Source organism: Niallia circulans (assembly GCF_007273535.1).
In the GTDB taxonomy this organism is placed as follows: Bacteria; Bacillota; Bacilli; order Bacillales; family Cytobacillaceae; genus Niallia; species Niallia circulans_B.
Genome location: NZ_RIBP01000004.1, coordinates 1,342,320 through 1,361,042 on the forward strand (window position 1 = coordinate 1,342,320; position 18,723 = coordinate 1,361,042).

An 18,723-nucleotide genomic window follows, 5' to 3' on the forward strand; every position below is an offset into this window, starting at 1 on the left:
AATGAAACCGAACTAATTTAAAGCCATACCTATGAATAATTCCAAGGTCCACTGTTATAAAGTTAGATAAAATCATTTAAAGTTCATATCTAGATAGATTATATTTTGTCTCAGCCTTTTAGTACTTACTTAACAGACCAATTATTTCCATACTAATTAATACTTAATTAGCTTTTAGAAAATTAGCTCCCTTACTAAAGATTCAAGAGAATAAATACAAAAAACTCCAAATAAATCGTTTACATTTTTGTTGACAAACAGTGAAAACGTTTTATAATGGTAAACAAAGGTAACTTAGTATACAAGTAGACAAGTGTACAGGTTAAATTCAATTCCATGGGGTGATTAATATGAATGGGAACATTATTGAAGAGTTAAAGCAAAACGCAGTTGATCTTAGAAAAACAGCACTAACAATGATTCATAAGGCACAATCTGGTCATCCTGGAGGTTCGTTTTCGGCAGCGGATATTATTGCAGCACTGTACTTTAAGGAAATGAACATCGATCCACAAAATCCTAACTGGGAGGATAGAGACCGTTTCGTTTTATCCAAAGGGCATGTTTGTCCGATTCAATACTCTGCCTTAGCGTTAAGAGGGTTCGTTGAGTATGAAACCATTTATACACTTCGCCAATTTGGCTCTCCATTTCAAGGACATCCTGATATGAAGAAGTGTCCAGGAATTGATATTTCGACAGGCTCTTTAGGTCAAGGTCTTTCCTGTGCAGTCGGCATGGCGTTGGCTGGGAAAAGAGACGAAAAAGACTACAGAGTATTTGCGATGGTTGGAGATGGCGAATGTCAGGAAGGGCAAATCTGGGAAGCTGCTCAAAGCGCTGTTAAATATGAATTAGATAACTTAGTAGTTTTTGTCGATGATAACGGCCTGCAAATTGATGGTCCGACAGAAGAAATTATGCCGAACCAAGATTTAGAGATAAAGTTTAAGTCCTTTGGATTTGAAACAACAAGAATAGACGGACACTCAATGGAGGAAATCGTTGCAGCACTCGACAGCACAAGAAATTCTAAAAATAACAAACCAAAATGTATTGTTTGTAACACAGTAAAGGGAAAAGGTGTTTCCTTTATGGAACATTCAGTTACTTGGCACGGAATTGCTCCTAATGATGAAGAATACCGAAAAGCATTGGCAGAATTAGAGGGAGGGCTAAACTAATGGGTGAAAACAAGGTGTTACAAAAGAAGGCAACAAGAGAAGCATTTGGTGATGAAATTGTCCGTCTTGGTGGATTAAATAAAGATATATATGTTGTAGATATTGATATCGGTAAGTCTTGTAAAACAACAGAATTTGCTAATAAATTTCCAAAACAGCATGTTAATGTCGGGATCGCCGAACAAAATGCCGCAGGTCTAGCAGCAGGTCTTGCGACAACAGGCAAAATTCCTTTTGTAAGCACTTACGCTGTGTTTGGCTCGATGAGAATGGCAGAACAAATTAGACAGGAAATTTGTTACCCGAACTTGAACGTGAAGATAGCTTGTTCACATGGCGGTCTGACACCAGCAAACGACGGTGCGAGCCATCAAGCAATTGAAGATATGGGTGTGTTGCGAACAATCCCTAACATGACAGTTGTGATGGGTGCCGATTATCATTCGACAAGAAAATTGGTGGCGCAGGCTGCTGAGAAATATGGTCCTGTGTATCTTCGTTTTACAAGAGATACAATGCCGTTTATTTATGATGAGAATGAAGAGTTTATAATCGGCAAGGCGAAGAAATTAAAAGAAGGCAATGACATCGCCATTATTGCTAATGGAGATACTGTCTATCTTGCATTGGAGGCTGCGAAGCAATTAGAAAATAAAGGTGTGTCTGTAAAACTACTAGATATGCATACTATCAAGCCCTTAGACAGAGAGGCAGTCGTTGAATGCTTGGATACTGGCAAGATAATCACTGTGGAAGATCACAATATCCTCAATGGTTTGGGCAGCGCTGTATGTGAAGTCGTTGCAGAAGAAGGACGAGGAAAGGTGCGCAGAATCGGTGTTCAAGATCAGTTTGGACAGTCAGCTCCATACGAAAAGCTATTAGAGCTTAACGGTATTACGATTGAAAATATTGTAAACACAGCTAATGAAATGCTTCAGTAATCTATAACTAATAAAGGGGAGAAATCACTATGTTTAAGTTAGATAATAGAGTTGCCATTGTAACAGGAAGCGGTTCAAAAAAAGGAATTGGCCGTACTATTGCATTAACGCTTGCAAAGCAAGGTGCGATTATTGTAGTGGCAGATTTAAATGAAGAAGGTATTGAAGACACTGTTCATGCGATTAAATCAGAAGGTGGAGAGGCATTTGGCGTTCTGTTGAATGTCACAAGCCAGCAATCTAATGATGAAATGGTACAAAAAATCCTTGATAAATATGGCAGAATTGATATTCTAGTAAACAATGCAGGTATCTCTCAAAAAGTATCTGTTCAAGATATGACAATTGAGGATATTACGAAAGTATTTAACGTAAATATGTTCGGACTGTTCCTATGTACACAAGCAGTATTGGAAACAATGAAAAAACAAAACTTCGGCAGAGTAATCAGCCTGTCCTCTGTTTCTGCAAAGCGTGGCGGCGGTGTTTTCGGTGGAGCCCATTATTCGGCATCAAAAGCAGCAGTTCTTGGCTTCTCTAAAAATCTAGCTCGTGAGGTAGCGCAAAATGGGATTACGGTTAACTGTGTAGCTCCTGGACTTGTGAATACAGATATTTGGAAGTCTTTACCTAAGGAACAAGCAGCTAAAGTTATTGATGGCATTCCAATGGGAAGACCTGGGGAAACAGAGGAAGTAGCAGCAGCGATTGCATTTTTAGCATCTGAAGAGGCTTCTTATATTACTGGAGAAGAAATAGACATTAATGGCGGATCACATATGGATTAATAGTAAAAGCAAATCATAGCCAAAGCACTTGTGGCTTTGGCTATGATTTAAATTAGTTTTATTGCGCTTACATATTTTAATTTTATATAATAACCTTATAGTATATTAGGTTGTCTAATAATATTAACGCAGAGAGAAGTGGTTATTATTAATTTTAATCCTGTATCCAGCAAGAAATTGTATATGCAAATATATCAGCAAATACTATCGCAAATTGAGTCAGGTACATTTAAAGTGGGCGATAAGCTGCCTGCAGAAAGAGAATTATGTGAGCAATTCGGTGTTAGCCGTGCTCCAATTCGTCAGGCACTAAGCGCGCTTGAATTAAATGGATTTATTTATTCCCGTCAAGGTGAGGGCGTATATGTAAAAAGCAATCAAAGTCTTGCAAGCAGTACTCAAGATCCCATTTCCTTTGATTCTGTCTCACCAGAGGAAATAGTGGAAGTGAGAATGAATATTGAACCGTTAATTATTAAGTTTGCTGTACAGCGTGCTACAGATGAAGAAATAGCCGTGCTACGAGCAACAATTGATAAAATGGAACAAGAAACAAAGTCAGGTGTTTATGTTCCAGAAACGGATGAAGCACTTCATTATAATATTGCGAAGGCTTCGCACAATGAATTGTTTATCAATATTATGTCAGCCATTATTAATGCCATGAAAAAACAAGAGATGTGGCAGTTCATTCGAGATCGTACTGTGACAAGACCAGATTATTTGGAAGTTAATTTAAATGAACATAAACAAATTATCGAGGCTATAGAAAAACGAGATGAGAAAAAAGCAACGGACATCATGAGTAAGCATATGCAAAATTTATATGACCGCTATTGGAAATGATGAACTGCTTTTTATTACATAATTTGTTGAGATAGCCTAAAGACGATAGAGAAAATGCTTAGGCGCTCTCAACATATTATTTAATAACGGCTTTTATTTTTTAGTATACTTAGAATACAAGATGATAAGTATACAACTATCATCAGAAAAGTAAGCGTATACAAGTTTGATGGATTACTAGATTCATCACTAAATGATTTTCGTACCAATAAAAAGGCTGGGGTGAATAATATGCCATTACTTTACGTTTCTGTTGGGGTATTAATATTAATCTTTTTAATTATGAAGCTAAAGTTAAATACTTTCTTCTCATTGATTATTGTTTCATTTATCGTCGCTCTTCTTTTAGGTATACCGTTAGAGGATATCGGACTTATTGTTGAAAATGGATTGGGCAGTACATTAGGACATATAGCTCTGATTTTTGGACTTGGTGCTATGTTAGGAAAATTAATCGCCGATGCTGGCGGGGCAAACCGAATTGCGATGACACTTATTAATAAATTTGGTAAAGAAAAGATTCATTGGGCAGTCGTAATTGCGTCCTTTATTGTCGGAATCGCTTTGTTTTATGAAGTAGCATTTGTATTGATAGTACCTATCATTTTCACCATTGCAAAAGAAGTGAAAATCTCGATTGTTAAATTGATTTTGCATATGAGTGCAGCTTTGCTGATTACGCATAGCTTCCTTCCACCACACCCAGGGATTACAACAGTGGCCAACGGACTTGGTGCAGATGTTGGAACAGTTCTTTTATACGGACTTATTATTTCCATTCCTTGTGTCATTATCGCTGGTGTTATTTATCCGAATATTGCTAAAAGAATCGTGCCAAGTGCCTTTGAAAAGGTTACACCAGATGGGGTTTTTAAAGAGGAAAAGACATTTAAAATAGAGGAAACACCAGGCTTTGGTATCAGTGTTTTTACAGCAATGCTGCCTGTGATTTTGCTGGCAATAGCTGCTGTTATAAAAATTATTGAGGAAGCCTTAAATTATCACGATGGCTTTATTTTCATGGTATTGCGATTTATTGGCGAGCCTTCGACGGCAATGATTATTTCGCTGTTAGTCGCAATTTATACAATGGGTATAAAAAGAAATATTGCCATGGTAGATTTAATGAAATCCTGTACGAAATCAATCAATTCAATTGGTATGATGCTGCTTATTATCGGTGGAGGTGGCGCCTTTAAACAAGTAATCATTGAAGGTGGTGTCGGCGAATATATCGCCGAGCTATTTGAAGGATCTGCTTTATCACCAGTTTTATTTGCTTGGATTTTGGCTGCTATATTAAGAATAGCGTTAGGGTCGGGAACAGTTGCCGCTATTTCAACTGTAGGTTTAGTAACACCAATGCTTGCGATGAATCCAGATGTGAATTTGGCACTAGTTACGTTAGCAATAGGCTGCGGCAGTACAATATGCTCTCATGTAAATGACGCTGCATTTTGGATTGTAAAGGAATATTCTGGCATGACATTAAAAGAAACATTCGGAACATATACCGTTCTTTCGACGATTTCTTCTGTCATTGGTCTGGTTTGCACACTGATATTAGACTTATTTGTATAACATATTATTGGAGGGATTACGATGAAAATAGCAATTGGATGTGACCATGGCGGAGATAATTTAAGACCAAGCATTGCGGAATATTTACAGGAATTAGGGCATGATGTAATAGAGTATTTACCTAAGTCAGGGGAAAGTACAGACTATCCTCAATATGGAAAAATGGTAGCAGAAGATGTTGTTGCAAACAAAGTAGACGCAGGTATCTTAATTTGTGGAACTGGTGTCGGCATATCAATCGCTGCTAATAAGGTTAAAGGAATCCGAGCAGTTGTCTGCAGTGAGCCTGCAACAGCAAGACTATCGAAACAGCATAATAATACGAATATTTTAGCCTTTGGCGGCAGAATAGTCGGCAGTGTATTAGCAAAGGAAATCGTGAAGGCATGGTTAGATGCTGAGTTCGAGGGAGGCAGGCATGCAAGAAGAATTAGCATGATTGCAGATATGGAAGAAGAATCTCTATGCTAACAAGGATCGGAGGAATAGAGAATGAAGAAGCTCGCAGTCATTACGAGCGGTGGTGACGCACCGGGAATGAATGCTGCCCTTTTTGGAGTCGTGAAGGCAGCAGCCAGACATGATATGGAGGTTTACGGTTGTGTAAATGGCTATATTGGCATTATTAAAGAAGAATTTATACTGTTAACAGAAGCAGAGCTATTTAAGGTCATTGATGTTGGCGGAACCATTCTCGGCACCCAACGATTTCCCGAATTTGCAGAAAAGGAAATCCAGATAAAAGCAGTAGATATCTTAAAGAAGCATGAAATAGAGGGCTTAGCTGTAATCGGCGGGGACGGCAGTTATCACGGAGCAAGAGCTTTATCGCAATTAGGCTTTCCTGTTGCCGCCATTCCTGGCACGATAGATAATGATATCGCCTTGACTGATATCACACTCGGCTTTCACACAGCCGTAGAAAATGCAGTGGATGCCATTGATAAAATAAAAACATCAGCAGCAAGCCATAAACATATTTTCGGGATAGAAGTGATGGGGCGGCAAGCCTCTGATATTGCGATCTGGGCAGGACTGGCAACAACCGCTGACGGCATTATCGGAACGAACAACGACTGGAATTTAGAGAAAGTGCTAGAGGGAATAAAAATGTCTGCTGGAAAAAGCCAAATATATATATTAGCAGAGGGAGCCATTAGCGCGGAGCAATTTAAAGCCGAAATTGAAAGTCACTCTGAATATAAAGTCCACCCATTAGTACTTGGTCATATTCAACGAGGCGGCAAACCATCTGTTACAGACCGGATTATGGGGATAAAATTTGGAGAGCAAAGTGTAAAAACGCTGCTTGAAGGCAGGACGGGTGTTTGCCTTGCTGTTCAAAACAATCAGATTGTGGAGTTAGAATTGGATAAGGTGCTTAAAACTTCTAATAACGAACCGTTTCTTCCTTATTAAATGAACAGAGATAATAGTATCTGAGGGAAAGCTGCTGATGGCAGCTTTTTTTATTTACGCACATTTTGGCAATCAACCCTTCCTTTCTTTATACTTTCTTTATACTTTTCTAGATAAATTATTTAAACCTGTCATTTATTCTAAGTTCATTATAGCGGAAAGGGCGATTAACAATGGCAGAAACAATTCTTAAAGCCACGAATATTACAAAATTATATGGCAAGCATAAAGCGCTTGATAAGGTTTCAATTGAAATTAAACGTGGGATGATTTATGGGCTTATCGGGGAGAACGGTGCTGGTAAATCGACATTTATGCGGATTATTATGGGGTTAATCACGATTAACGAGGGCGACATGGAGCTGTTTGGTGAAACTGGGATGAAGGGCTTGCAGCGGGCAAGACGGAAAATGGGGCAATCCATTGAAACGCCTGCACTTTATCCGGAATTAACGGCTCGTGATAATTTGAAGGTACAAGCGGCAAATGGTGGTGTCAGTGAACGGGAGGTCGAGGATTTACTGCGGTTAATGAACTTAAGTCATACTGGCAAAAAGAAGGCGAAGAATTTCTCTTTAGGCATGCGCCAGCGGTTAGCCATTGCGTCTACACTTATAACAAATCCAGAATTTCTTATTTTAGATGAGCCAACAAACGGGCTTGATCCGTCGGGTATAGTGGAAATGCGTGAAATTATTCAGCGTTTAGTGACAGAACGGGGCATTACTGTGTTACTTTCAAGTCACTTGCTTGATGAACTCTCCCAAATCGCAACACATTATGGTATTTTGCATGACGGCAAGCTTATCAGTGAGTTTTCCCGTGAGGAGCTTGCAGCGAAAACCCGCCAATATATTGAGCTTGAAACTACAGAGGTTCACAAGGCTGTTGTCGTATTAGACGAATCAGGAATAAACGATTATGAAGTCATTAATGGAACTGAAATTAATATTTATGAACAATTAGAGAAGGTTGCGAGCATTAATCGCTCATTAGTATTAGCTGATATAAATGTTTTGCGCATTGGTGTGACTAGACAAAAACTCGAGGATTATTTCTTGCAATTAACAGGAGGTGGCACGAATGCTTAATCTTTTAACAGCGGAAAGAATCAAGCTGCTTCACAGTAAAAAGTTATGGGTGGTTTTAGCTATTTTCACGGCACTTCCAATCCTGCAAGTTATAAATACGAATTGGAATGTTAGTAATGGGGCGAAGCTTGTTCAAGCTATTGATACAGTCGTTAATGGAGCAACAAGCATTTTGATGATGGAGAAAAATGCCTTGACGATTTTACTCATCCTTAGCGCCTTTATTAGCTTTTTTATTGGCGAAGAATTCCAAAATGGAACGGTTCGCAACGCCTTATCACTTGGCCGCAGCCGCACACATTATTATCTGTCGAAATTGATCATTGCCGCAGTTCTTTCTCTTATTGGTATGATCATCATGACCTGTCTTGGCATGGCAGGCTTCTCAACTATTTTTGGCTTTGGTAACATTGCACATATCAGTGATTACACTTCGTTCGCGATGAAATCATTTAGTACCTTATATCTGCTTATATTGGCGAACGTTTCTATTTATATTTTGATTACCTTTTTAACAAAAAGCATAGGAATTTCCCTTATTTGGAGCTTTCTTTATACGATGGGAACAGGCTTTGGCGCAGGCATCTTTCAGCAAACCGAGCATTTTCAGCAGCTTACATTTTGGTTCACGGAATCGTTCTTGTTCTATTCTGATTTTGCCGCACCAATAGATATTGCAAAATATCCTAATATGGTATTAGTAAGTGTGATTACAATCGTGGTATCATCAACGTTAGGAATCCTTCTGTTTAAACGAACAGACATAAAGTAGGGTGATAGAGATGGCAGCGATATTAATCATGGAAGATGATTTGGCGATTCATTCACTTATAAAAGAAGCATTAGCTTTGCATAAGCTTGAAACACTCAGTGCCTATTCTGGTACGGAGGGGAAACTGCTTTTTGAACAAAAGCAAATAGATTTAGTACTGCTTGACTTAATGCTTCCGGGGATGAATGGACAAGAATTTCTGCAAGGAATCCGCCAGAGCTCAAGCGTTCCCGTCATTGTCATCACCGCCATAAATGAGCAGCATACAAAACTAGATTTATTAACGAGCGGGGCAGATGATTATATCACAAAGCCTTTTGACATAACGGAGCTGCTTGCACGGATTCACATTCAATTACGACATGCGGCGCAGGCTTCTGTCAGCACTAGGAAGGACATTCATTACGAGGAAATCAGCTTGAATTTAGACACTCGCGAAGTGAAGATAAAGGAGCAAGCCATTCACCTCACTGGCCGGGAATATGCAATCCTGCTGCTTTTTTTAGAAAATCCGCAGAAAGTATTCAGCCGTGCCAATATATACGAAAGTGTGTGGAATGAACCGTTTTTTGACAGTGATAAAACGATAAATATGCATATCAGCAATTTACGCAATAAGTTAAATAGAGAAGATACAAATTATATAAAGACAGTATGGGGCATTGGCTTCAAATTTGATTAACAGAAGGGCTTGTTGGGGCGATGTGGGAATGGGTATTAGTATTCCTGGTTTTGGCACTTATCCTCTATCTTTATTTCTTAAAGCGAGAGCTGCGAAAACTGAAAGTTAGTGTTAAAGGGCTTTCTGCGCGGGCCAAGTTTGGCAGCAGATTATTTCTTGATTTTCGTGACAGAACATTGCTCAATTTAGTGGACGAGTTAAATCAGATGATTGCGGAGTTTGAGGGGAATAATCACCAAGCAAAACAAATGGAAGAGAATGTGAAGCTGACAATTGCTGGACTATCTCATGATTTGCGAACACCGCTCACCTCCATCCATGGCTATGTCCAACTTTTAAACACAACAGAGGATGAAGCAAAGCGGACCCATTACTTAACTATTATCGAACAATCTGTCAGAAACCTGATTGAAATGACCGATAACTTCTATGATTTAACCCGAGTTGAAACAAATCAGAAGGAAATAAACTTATCTTCGCTTTCCCTTGCTAACCTGGTGGAAGAAGTCTTCCTGTCCTTTTATGAGCAATTTGCGGAAAATAAAATTGACCTGCAATTTCCTGAACAAATAAAGGACAGTCAAATTATTGCAGATCGTTTACTGCTGATGCGAGTTATCCAAAATATCGTTCAGAATATCCTGCGCTATGCAAACAGCAATGCGATTATCAGCTATGAAGCTGACAGCAGCTATGTTATTTTTACTGTAAGAAATGATATTAAACCAGAAAGTAAAGTAGCGATAGAGAAGGTTTTTACCCTTTTTTATACAGAAGTCACCAGCAGAACGAACACAGAAACAAGCGGCTTAGGATTATATCTTTCCAAAAAGCTAATAGAGAAGATGAATGGGAAAATGCATGCAGAGCTTGAAGAAAATTGGTTTGTCCTAAAAATTTATCTCCCGAAAATACAATTGCAGTGATTTTGAGGTTTTCACTAAACAAAGAGGTAGAAAAATTGAATGAATTTCAACATGAAGTCAGAAGAACAGCCAAAATCCACAACATATATATAGTGCTATTTATCATTGCTGGTATTGTAAACAGCAGCCTGATATTAATAGAAGGGCAGATTGCACGTGGTTTATTTAGTCTGATATTCTTTTTGGTTCTTCTGCATTTCGGCAGAAGGAAGAAAATATGGGCGCTATTTATTATTAAATTTATGTGTGGTTGCATATCATACTGCTTTTTATTTTTGCGATTACTATTTTTATGTAGAATTTGAGCTAAGCTGCGTATTGCAGCTTTTTTTATTTGTGTTAAGTGAGTCGATATAAACATTCTGAAAAAATAATACCTTGCATTATAAGGTATTCTAATTTACTATTATTCACAGAGGTGAAAAAAATGGAAATTAATAAAGAGGTTCTTAAAGGCCATATAGATACATTAATCCTCTCACTCCTTAATAATCGAGATATGTATGGATATGAAATAGCAAAGATCGTACGAGAAACAAGTAAGGAACAATTTGAACTAAAGGAAGCGACTCTTTACCTTTCTTTAAAAAGATTAGCAAAGCAGGAATGGATCACTTCTTATTGGGGTGATGAGCAAGGGCCTGGGGGCAGACGGAAATATTATAAGATTACAACATTAGGCGAGGATGGCTATGCAGAAAAGCGGTTAGAGTGGCAGCTTGTTAAAACAATCATGGATTCATTTTTGAAAGGAGAATAAATATGAAACAAATTGAAGCTTTCGTTAATGAAGCCTATCACAGTGTTGGTGGGAATAAACAAGAGATAGCAGAATTAAAGGCAGAAATGAAAAATCACTTACTAGAGGCTGTTTATGAATTAAAAGAGGAAGGCAAAAGTGAAGAGGAAGCAATCGAGATTGCTATTACCCGGTTTGGCGGCGAAAAGGAAATGCGTTCGATTGTAAGACAGTTATTTCAGGCCCAAAAAACATTCGCAAAATGGGTGCTTTGGCTAGCCGTAATTGTCCTTTTTAGTAGTTTCGCTTTATTTGAAGCTAGTAAGCTTTATCAACAAAAAAACGATACCCAAAATACTAATGCAGCCACAAATATGTATACGATTTTACAAAAGGATAAAACCATCTCTGAAGCTACAAAACAGAAAATCGTTGCAATTGTTCAGAGCACAGACCATATTGCACAGGTGAAAATCTTTAATGTTCATGATTTAGAAGCGGAATATGGTTCCCCGTCCATATGGGCAAATGGAAAAAAAGCTGATCCGAATTATACAATAGAAAGACATGTTTGGGCTCCTCAATGGTTAATGAATGACGATTATATGTATGTGACATCTGATTGGTACATAAAAATGGAAACGATCCATATGGAGAGCTTTATGTATATAGCATTATTTGCTGGATTAGCAGTTTATATTGTTCTATTCACGATCTGGGCAACTGTTAATGCATATCATCATAGAAGACTACATATCGGTTGGGTAATAGCATTTGCTTTATTTAATGTTATCGGTTATCTAGCATACTTCATAACAGATAAAGCATTTCACAAAAAAACAACACAAAATGCTCTAACATAAAAAAGGAAGGAAGAACCTATGCGTCTTCCTTCCTTTTTTTATGTGGGGTTCTTCCTCATTAGCGCCATAACATTCATACAAATAAATACTGCTGCAATCAATACCCCTGCCATACTAAACGCTTGATGGTCGATGAGTTTGTACATAATTGCTGCTAAGAATAGTAGTAGGGAAATAACATTTAACCATTTTATATTCATTATTCGCTCCTCATTTATCGTAAAACACAAGGTTTACATTTTTATCCATAAATGTATATTAACATAAATGTGTATTTATGTATGTTAATATATGTAAAGTTTGCTTATAAATGGGGGGCCTCACCTCTTTCGATATCAAAATGCTGACGTTAAGGGAAAGGGGTTACTGGGGTAATAAGTTAATCGAAGAATTTTTTTGGAATGTGTTTTGAGTTGGACATTATATGGCTATAAACATATACAGACCAAAAAACTATTGGAGCAAAATAGGGAAGAAAGTCTGCATAAATCTTTTGTTTTCATAAGACCTACCGTGTAATGTATAAAAGCAGCCATTAGGGCTGCTCAAGTTGTTATTATACGCTTGTCTTTTGGTGCTTTAGCTTGTAAACGATGGATGCCATTATATTAGCAAGGAAAAACAACGCACTTCCTTGGATATTGCTGTGCAGCGCTTGTTCTCCTGCATTCATTTCGTCATACATATCTCCCTGTGTTTTGCCTTTTGCTTTGAATTGGGCTTCTTCTTGCTTCAATGCTACTAAAAAGCGGTATTGGAATGGAAGCATTACAATAGAAAGCATTATATACAGGCTGATCACTGTTATGAAAATGGTAGAATACATTCTATTCACCTTCCTTTGACAAAAATTATAAGTATTCTGTCATTTTATATTAATTATACCACTTATTGTCATTAATTTCCTCGTGTAAGCTGATTATTCATTTCACAATAGTTTGTTGTGCTAACATAAAAGTGACATACATGACAAAAACTATGCCAAATTTCATTTTTAAGGGAGAATGCCATGGATTTACTGATTACGATTATATTGCTGTTATTATCCTTACTGATATCAAATATCATTAGTCATTACATACCCTCCATACCAACGGCGCTGACGCAAATTGCTTTTGGAATGCTGTTAGCCTTTGTCTTTGAAGACATCTCCTTTGAGATTGATACAGAATGGTTCCTTCTATTGTTTGTAGCACCGCTTTTGTATAATGACGGTCGCTATTTTCCACGAGAGGAGCTATGGAAGATGAGGGCGCCTATATTCGGGAACGCAATCGTTCTTGTTATTTTGACGGCAATTGGCGGCGGTTATTTCATCAATTGGATGATTCCAGCTGTGCCGCTGGCTGCGGCTTTCGCGCTGGCAGCGATTCTGTCACCGACAGATCCTGTTGCTGTTAACGGGATTGCAAAACGCATTCATATTCCTGCAGGTGTGCTTCACCTTGTCAGAGGGGAATCGCTTATCAATGATGCTTCTGGTTTAGTTGCCTTTAACTATGCTGTTGCCGCAGTAGTGACAGGTTATTTCTCATTATCGGAGGCATCTCTTGATTTTGTGTACAAGTTCATATTGGGAGCATTGCTTGGTGCGGTGCTGGCATTACTGATAACGTGGGCGAGGTTTATTCTCCGCAAACAAGGTATCAATGATGTTACGTTCCACACCTTACTACATATTATTACTCCCTTCATTATTTTTATTGTGACAGAGGACTTGCTTCATGCTTCAGGGGTAATCGCTGTTGTTGTCGGCGGAATTGTTCATTCACTAGTTAGGGAAAGACGAGAATTTGCAAGTGCAGAAGAACAGGTGCTGACAGAAAATATTTGGTCACTAATTCTCTTTATCTTAAATGGGGTTGTGTTCTTACTGTTAGGCTTAAATATCCCATCTTCAATGAGAGATACAGTCTCAGATCCGAGCATCGGTAACTGGCTTGTGATTGGCTATGTGCTTGCGATTGGTGTGATAATACTTGGAATCCGCTTCGTGTGGTCATATGTGTTTGCTCATTTCGAATATCGGTATTTGCCTGGCGGAGCTAAACCAAATTTAAAAAATGCCTTGTTTGTGTCCTTAACAGGTGTGCGCGGTGCTGTGACAATGGCGGGGATATTGTCTATCCCTTACTTTTTAGACAGTGGCGATGCATTTCCGGCAAGATCGCTGCTCCTGTTCTTAGCAGCGGGTGTCATTTTATTCACCTTAATTGTGGCAACCGTATTTCTGCCGATGTTAAGCAAGGGAGAGGAAGCGGAGAATGCAGAGGGAGACAGGGATTTGGCGCCATTTAAGCAGCGGCTTCTTTATAAGGCTGTTGAACAAATCAAGGAACAAATCAAGGATGAAAATAAACCAGCTGCCTACGAGCTTATTGGCGAATATCGACGCAGAATTCACGATATAGGCAAAGAACAGAACGGTAAGATGAAAGCACTCGATGTGGAAATGGATGTGAGAACAGAAATCCGCATAAAAGCAGTAAAGGCTGAAAGGCGCTATATCCAAGGCTTAATGGATGAAAATAAAATAGACGAAAAACTGTTTCATACATTTGAGCAATCCCTTGAATACAGGGAAGAAGCTTTAGCGGGCAGCTTGCAGTCAGGAACGCTTTATCTTGTCGGCAAAATGTTCAGAAGGTGGAGAAAGCTGCGGAAGTTTTCCCGCAAGGAAAAGGAGCTGGTTATTGCCAAAATGGGAAAAGGCAAGGATGTGCAAATCCAGGCAATGAAGGCAGCTATCGAATTCCTCAAGAACTACGCTGTTGAAATGGAGGAGCTTCGTGATCAAATCCAAGCGGTCATCCTCGATTACAAGATGATAATCGAAAGGCTGAGTGCCTCTGCCGTTAAGTACGATGAGAAGCAAGAGGAGCAGAAAGAAGAGCTTCGTATAAAGGTGCTTGATGTGGAAAGAGCGGAAATTCAGAGTATGTACGAGAGCGGCGAAATTAACAGAGACGAGGTAAAAGAGCTCAGAAGATTTATTAATTACGTGGAAAGTGCGGCATTATATGAACATACAGAATAAATAAGTGATAAGAGCAGCAGTCCAGTTTTTATTGGCTGCTGTTTATTTTTTGTCAAAATAAGAAAGCGGTTTCTGATATAATAGAGGAAACGAAAACGAGGGGAGGATTGACATGCTGTCTGGACGACAAAAGGAGATTCTGCTGCTGCTGAGCAAGCATACAGACCCGTTGACTGCTGAATGGATGGCAAAAGAGCTGAGTGTGAGCGACAGGACGATTCGGAAGGAATTGAAAACCATCCAGGAAGACAGTGATAACTTTGGAATCAGTATCAGCCCAATGAAGGGAAAGGGATATCATCTGAAAGTGCTGGATGCTAACGTTTTTCAGCAGGAAATCGAACCAGTTCAGAAGGCTTCCCCTCAAGTCGGATATGATTTTTCTGAGCAAAAGGGAAGAGTCTACTTTTTATTGAAGCGCCTTTTATTACAGGAAGGGTATGTTAAGCTGGAGCAGTTTGAGGGAGAAATGTATGTTTCTAAATCAACGATTCAAAAGGACCTTCGCTTTGTCAGGGAAATGCTTGGGAAATATAAGCTGTCACTTGTCGTCAAGCCTCATTATGGTGTATATGTTGCAGGCAGTGAATATAGAAAGCGATTATGCTTTTCCAACTATCGGCTTTTGGAGGAGGAGCTCACTCCTCAAATGACGAGTTCATGGCAGTCAGACGAAAATTTTGCAGAACAAATTAAAAAAATTATTATCAGCAAAGTGAATGTCCACAATATCGAAATTTCTGATGTAGCCTTAGGGAATCTGACAAACCATATTGTCATTGCCTGCAGACGAATGGAAAAGGGGTTCGCAATGGAGGATCTTGAGCACCCGATTGGCGAGGAGCATCCTTTCGAAAAAAAGGTAGCAGGCGAAATAATCGCAGAGGTGGAGGCATTGGCAGGATTTTCGTTTCCGAGTGCAGAGCTGGATTATATTATCATCCATTTGATGGGGACAAAGCTTTTACATGAAAATGCGCTGACAGAATACAGGGAATTCGATGAGACGAGAGAAATAATTGTCTGTATGCTTGCAAGATTAAAGGCTGAGCTTGCTTGGGATTTTACGGGGGATAAGGAGTTCTCCCATGCCCTTGCCCTTCATATCAGGCCAGCACTTAACCGCTTGCGCTTTGAAATGAATATTCGCAACCCATTAGTGAACGAAATTAAGCTGAAATACCCAAGTGCCTTTGAAGGGGCGATTATTGCAAGCAAATGTCTGGAGGAGCGGCTGTCTATCAAGATTGAGGAGGATGAAATCGGCTATATTGCCCTTCATATCGGGGTTGCTTTAGAACGGATTAAGCGAAAGGCAAGAAGACGGAAACGGGTCATCCTTGTTTGCGCATCAGGAGTTGGCAGTGCCAAGCTATTATCCTACAGACTGCAGGAGCAATTTAACAGGGAGCTGGAAATCGTCGAATGCATTAATTACTACAGACTGGCAGACTATGATTTATCATCAATAGATTTAGTAATCAGCACAATTCCGATTGCGGAAAGGATAATCGCACCTGTTCAAGTTGTCAGCAATTTCCTTGAGGCAGAGGATATTAAGGGAATTAAGAAGCAGCTTATCTCAACAGACAAAGAAAATAAAGACAGCTATCTTGCCGAATCCCACGTGTTTATTCAAAAAAGGCTCGACACAAAAGAGGCTGTTATTGAGTTTTTGAGTAATCGACTATATGAACAGGGACTTGTCTCAAAGGATTATGCCAATTTAGTGCTTGAGCGAGAAGCGATTGCTGCGACGAGCTTCGGTAATCTCGTCGCAATTCCCCACCCGACTTCACCAGACACAGCAGAAACGTTTTGGACGGTTTGTACATTAGCCAAACCGATTAACTGGAATGAAAATCAAATGGTTCAAGTCGTCTGCTTATTGAATATCAGTAAGGACGCAAAGGGCGATTTAGAGGATATGTATGAGCAGCTCATCTCCATTATTGAGGATAAAAAGGTAATCCAGCAAGTAATGAAGGCGAAGTCAAAGCAGGAAGTAATCCGCTTGTTTCAATATGATAAAGTCCGGAGCTAATTGTTAACAGCAATTAGCTTTTTTTGTATTTCATGTAAAGATTTCCGCTCCTTAGCGGAAAATGCAGATATGATAAATTAAGCGCTTTCATTATACAATGGAAATGTAGCGAAATCCTAACAATTAGGAGGGACTTAAAGTGAAAACAGTCATGCTCGTTTGTGCAGCGGGAATGAGCACGAGCTTGCTTGTGACAAAAATGCGCAGAGCAGCCCTGGCAAAAGGCTTGGACATTAACATATTTGCAGTATCCGCAACAGAGATTGACGATGTTCTTGAGACAAGAAAGGTCGATTGTTTGCTGCTCGGCCCGCAAGTGAAGTTCAGAAGGGAAGAGATAGCAGAAAGACTTAAGGGGGAGAATATTCTTCTTGATGAAATCCATATCCAGCATTACGGAATGATGGATGGAGAAAAGGTGCTAGATCAAGCACTCAGTCTTGTAGGAAGCTGAAAGATCAATAAAGGAGAAACGAGGGGAGATCATGCAGAAATTTATTGAAAGCCTGGAAAGCAAGATGGGTCCAATAGCAATGAAGCTTGATGGCAACAGATATATAACAGCAATCAAGGACGGGTTTTTTGGTGTTATGTCCTTATTGATTATCGGTTCAATCTTTTTACTTCTTGGCAATATCCCGATTGGCGGCTATGCCGAGTTCATGAGTTCCTTATTAGGAAGTGACTGGGCAAGCTACTTCACCGTTCCTTATGATGTAACAATGAACGTGATGACAGTGTACGTTATCATTGCGATGGCACGCAGCCTGTCCCGCACATATAAGCTTGATGGCATTGCCTGTATCAGCATTGTTGTGGTTGCATTCCTTATTCTTACGCCAATGCTTGAGCTTAAAGATGGCGGATTAGGAATTCCGGTCACAAATCTTGGGGCAAGCGGTTTATTCCTAGGTATGATTGTAGCGATAGCCGCAGTGGAAATTGTCCGTTTTATTGATAAAAAGGGCTGGAAGATAAAAATGCCTGACTCTGTGCCGGAAAATGTGGCCAGATCCTTCTCTGCACTTATTCCAGCTTTGTTCGTTATCATCGTCTTTAATCTTGTTCGCATCCTCTTTACACTAACACCGTTTGGGACAGTTCAAGCTTTCATCTATCATTATCTTCAAGTCCCATTGCTATATTTAGGAGACACATTACCAGCAACATTAATCGTTACTGTATTTGAAGGCGTACTTTGGAGCTTCGGTATCCACGGCTCCAATGTTATCAGTGGTATTATGAAGCCAATCTGGCTGGCGTTGACAGCAGATAATGCAGCAGCATTCAGTGCAGGTGAAGCAATCCCGCATATCATCAACTTCCAATTTTACGCGAACTTCATGAAGGTCGGCGGCTTTGGAGGAACATTAGGACTTGCTATTATCCTGTTATTCTTTGCAAAGTCAAAGCAATATAAAACATTAGGCAAGCTTGCAATTGGCCCTGGAATCTTTGGCATAAATGAACCGCTTATTTTCGGGATTCCAATCGTGCTTAATCCAATCATGATGATTCCGTTTATTTTAAACCCGCTGATTTTGGCGACTGTTGCCTATTTTGCGATGTCATCAGGGCTTGTCCCGCTGACAAATGGAACGAATATTCCATGGACGACACCGCCAGTTATCGCCGGCTTTCTAGTCAGTGGCTGGAAAGGCGCTTTGTTGAACGTTGTCCAAATTGGAATTTCCATTCTCCTTTATTATCCGTTCTTCAAGTCTGTTGACAAAATCGCAGTGAAGAACGAAAAGGAGCAAGAGCAAGCAGAAATCTCCGATGGGGGAGTTATCTTTAATTCTTGATA

The 18,723-nt window shown here is 39.4% G+C and carries 19 protein-coding genes; 17 read left to right on the forward strand and 2 right to left on the reverse strand.

The window, feature by feature from the left end:
- The first annotated feature begins 350 nt into the window (after positions 1–350).
- The 13 genes from CEQ21_RS14645 (at position 351) to CEQ21_RS14705 (ending at position 11,835) form a co-directional block, all read left to right on the forward strand.
- Positions 351–1,184: a transketolase gene (locus CEQ21_RS14645; protein WP_185765155.1), complete on the forward strand. Its 834-nt coding sequence runs from the start codon at positions 351–353 to the stop codon at positions 1,182–1,184.
- Positions 1,184–2,128 carry a transketolase family protein gene (locus tag CEQ21_RS14650; protein WP_144454172.1) on the forward strand — a complete coding sequence of 315 codons (945 nt, stop codon included), beginning with the start codon at positions 1,184–1,186 and terminating at the stop codon, positions 2,126–2,128. Before CEQ21_RS14645 ends, CEQ21_RS14650 begins: the two co-directional genes overlap by 1 nt.
- A 29-nt stretch (positions 2,129–2,157) precedes the next feature.
- Positions 2,158–2,916 (forward strand): SDR family NAD(P)-dependent oxidoreductase, encoded by a 759-nt coding sequence (locus CEQ21_RS14655; protein ID WP_185765156.1) that lies wholly within the window; start codon positions 2,158–2,160, stop codon positions 2,914–2,916.
- A gap of 183 nt (positions 2,917–3,099) precedes the next feature.
- On the forward strand, positions 3,100–3,762 hold the full coding sequence (locus tag CEQ21_RS14660) for a FadR/GntR family transcriptional regulator (RefSeq protein ID WP_144454170.1): 663 nt from the start codon (positions 3,100–3,102) through the stop codon (positions 3,760–3,762).
- 231 nt (positions 3,763–3,993) lie between these two features.
- Positions 3,994–5,343: a gluconate:H+ symporter gene (locus CEQ21_RS14665; RefSeq protein ID WP_144454169.1), complete on the forward strand. Its 1,350-nt coding sequence runs from the start codon at positions 3,994–3,996 to the stop codon at positions 5,341–5,343.
- 21 nt (positions 5,344–5,364) lie between these two features.
- The gene (gene rpiB / locus CEQ21_RS14670; RefSeq protein WP_144454168.1) at positions 5,365–5,814 is read left to right on the forward strand and encodes a ribose 5-phosphate isomerase B; all 450 of its coding nucleotides are present in this window, start codon (positions 5,365–5,367) and stop codon (positions 5,812–5,814) included.
- A gap of 21 nt (positions 5,815–5,835) precedes the next feature.
- Positions 5,836–6,762 (forward strand): ATP-dependent 6-phosphofructokinase, encoded by a 927-nt coding sequence (locus CEQ21_RS14675; protein WP_185765157.1) that lies wholly within the window; start codon positions 5,836–5,838, stop codon positions 6,760–6,762.
- 173 nt (positions 6,763–6,935) lie between these two features.
- Entirely contained in the window at positions 6,936–7,853 is a 918-nt protein-coding gene (locus tag CEQ21_RS14680) for an ATP-binding cassette domain-containing protein (RefSeq protein WP_185765158.1), read from the forward strand.
- On the forward strand, positions 7,846–8,625 hold the full coding sequence (locus CEQ21_RS14685; RefSeq protein WP_185765159.1) for an ABC transporter permease: 780 nt from the start codon (positions 7,846–7,848) through the stop codon (positions 8,623–8,625). Before CEQ21_RS14680 ends, CEQ21_RS14685 begins: the two co-directional genes overlap by 8 nt.
- A gap of 10 nt (positions 8,626–8,635) precedes the next feature.
- The gene (locus CEQ21_RS14690; protein ID WP_185765160.1) at positions 8,636–9,307 is read left to right on the forward strand and encodes a response regulator transcription factor; all 672 of its coding nucleotides are present in this window, start codon (positions 8,636–8,638) and stop codon (positions 9,305–9,307) included.
- A 20-nt stretch (positions 9,308–9,327) separates the two neighbouring features.
- On the forward strand, positions 9,328–10,233 hold the full coding sequence (locus CEQ21_RS14695; RefSeq protein WP_185765161.1) for a sensor histidine kinase: 906 nt from the start codon (positions 9,328–9,330) through the stop codon (positions 10,231–10,233).
- Between the two features lie 427 nt (positions 10,234–10,660).
- A complete protein-coding gene (locus tag CEQ21_RS14700) occupies positions 10,661–10,993 on the forward strand; it encodes a PadR family transcriptional regulator (protein WP_185765162.1) in 333 nt (110 codons plus the stop codon).
- A 2-nt stretch (positions 10,994–10,995) separates the two neighbouring features.
- Positions 10,996–11,835, forward strand: coding sequence for a permease prefix domain 1-containing protein (locus CEQ21_RS14705; protein WP_185765163.1), 840 nt, complete (start codon positions 10,996–10,998; stop codon positions 11,833–11,835).
- 38 nt (positions 11,836–11,873) lie between these two features.
- Here CEQ21_RS14705 and CEQ21_RS14710 read toward each other — a convergent pair whose 3' ends face one another.
- Entirely contained in the window at positions 11,874–12,035 is a 162-nt protein-coding gene (locus CEQ21_RS14710) for a hypothetical protein (protein ID WP_185765164.1), read from the reverse strand.
- Between the two features lie 356 nt (positions 12,036–12,391).
- Positions 12,392–12,661, reverse strand: coding sequence for a DUF3949 domain-containing protein (locus tag CEQ21_RS14715; RefSeq protein ID WP_185765165.1), 270 nt, complete (start codon positions 12,659–12,661; stop codon positions 12,392–12,394).
- Between the two features lie 183 nt (positions 12,662–12,844).
- Here CEQ21_RS14715 and CEQ21_RS14720 point away from each other — a divergent pair, with 183 nt between their 5' ends.
- From CEQ21_RS14720 to CEQ21_RS14735, 4 genes are all read left to right on the forward strand, one after another.
- A complete protein-coding gene (locus CEQ21_RS14720; RefSeq protein ID WP_185765166.1) occupies positions 12,845–14,872 on the forward strand; it encodes a Na+/H+ antiporter in 2,028 nt (675 codons plus the stop codon).
- 112 nt (positions 14,873–14,984) lie between these two features.
- Complete coding sequence (locus tag CEQ21_RS14725; protein WP_235907259.1) at positions 14,985–16,916, forward strand: BglG family transcription antiterminator; 1,932 nt, start codon at positions 14,985–14,987, stop codon at positions 16,914–16,916.
- Between the two features lie 139 nt (positions 16,917–17,055).
- The gene (locus CEQ21_RS14730; protein WP_328593481.1) at positions 17,056–17,370 is read left to right on the forward strand and encodes a PTS sugar transporter subunit IIB; all 315 of its coding nucleotides are present in this window, start codon (positions 17,056–17,058) and stop codon (positions 17,368–17,370) included.
- Positions 17,371–17,401: 31 nt separating this feature from the next.
- Positions 17,402–18,721: a PTS sugar transporter subunit IIC gene (locus tag CEQ21_RS14735; protein WP_185765167.1), complete on the forward strand. Its 1,320-nt coding sequence runs from the start codon at positions 17,402–17,404 to the stop codon at positions 18,719–18,721.
- The last annotated feature ends 2 nt before the right edge of the window (positions 18,722–18,723 follow it).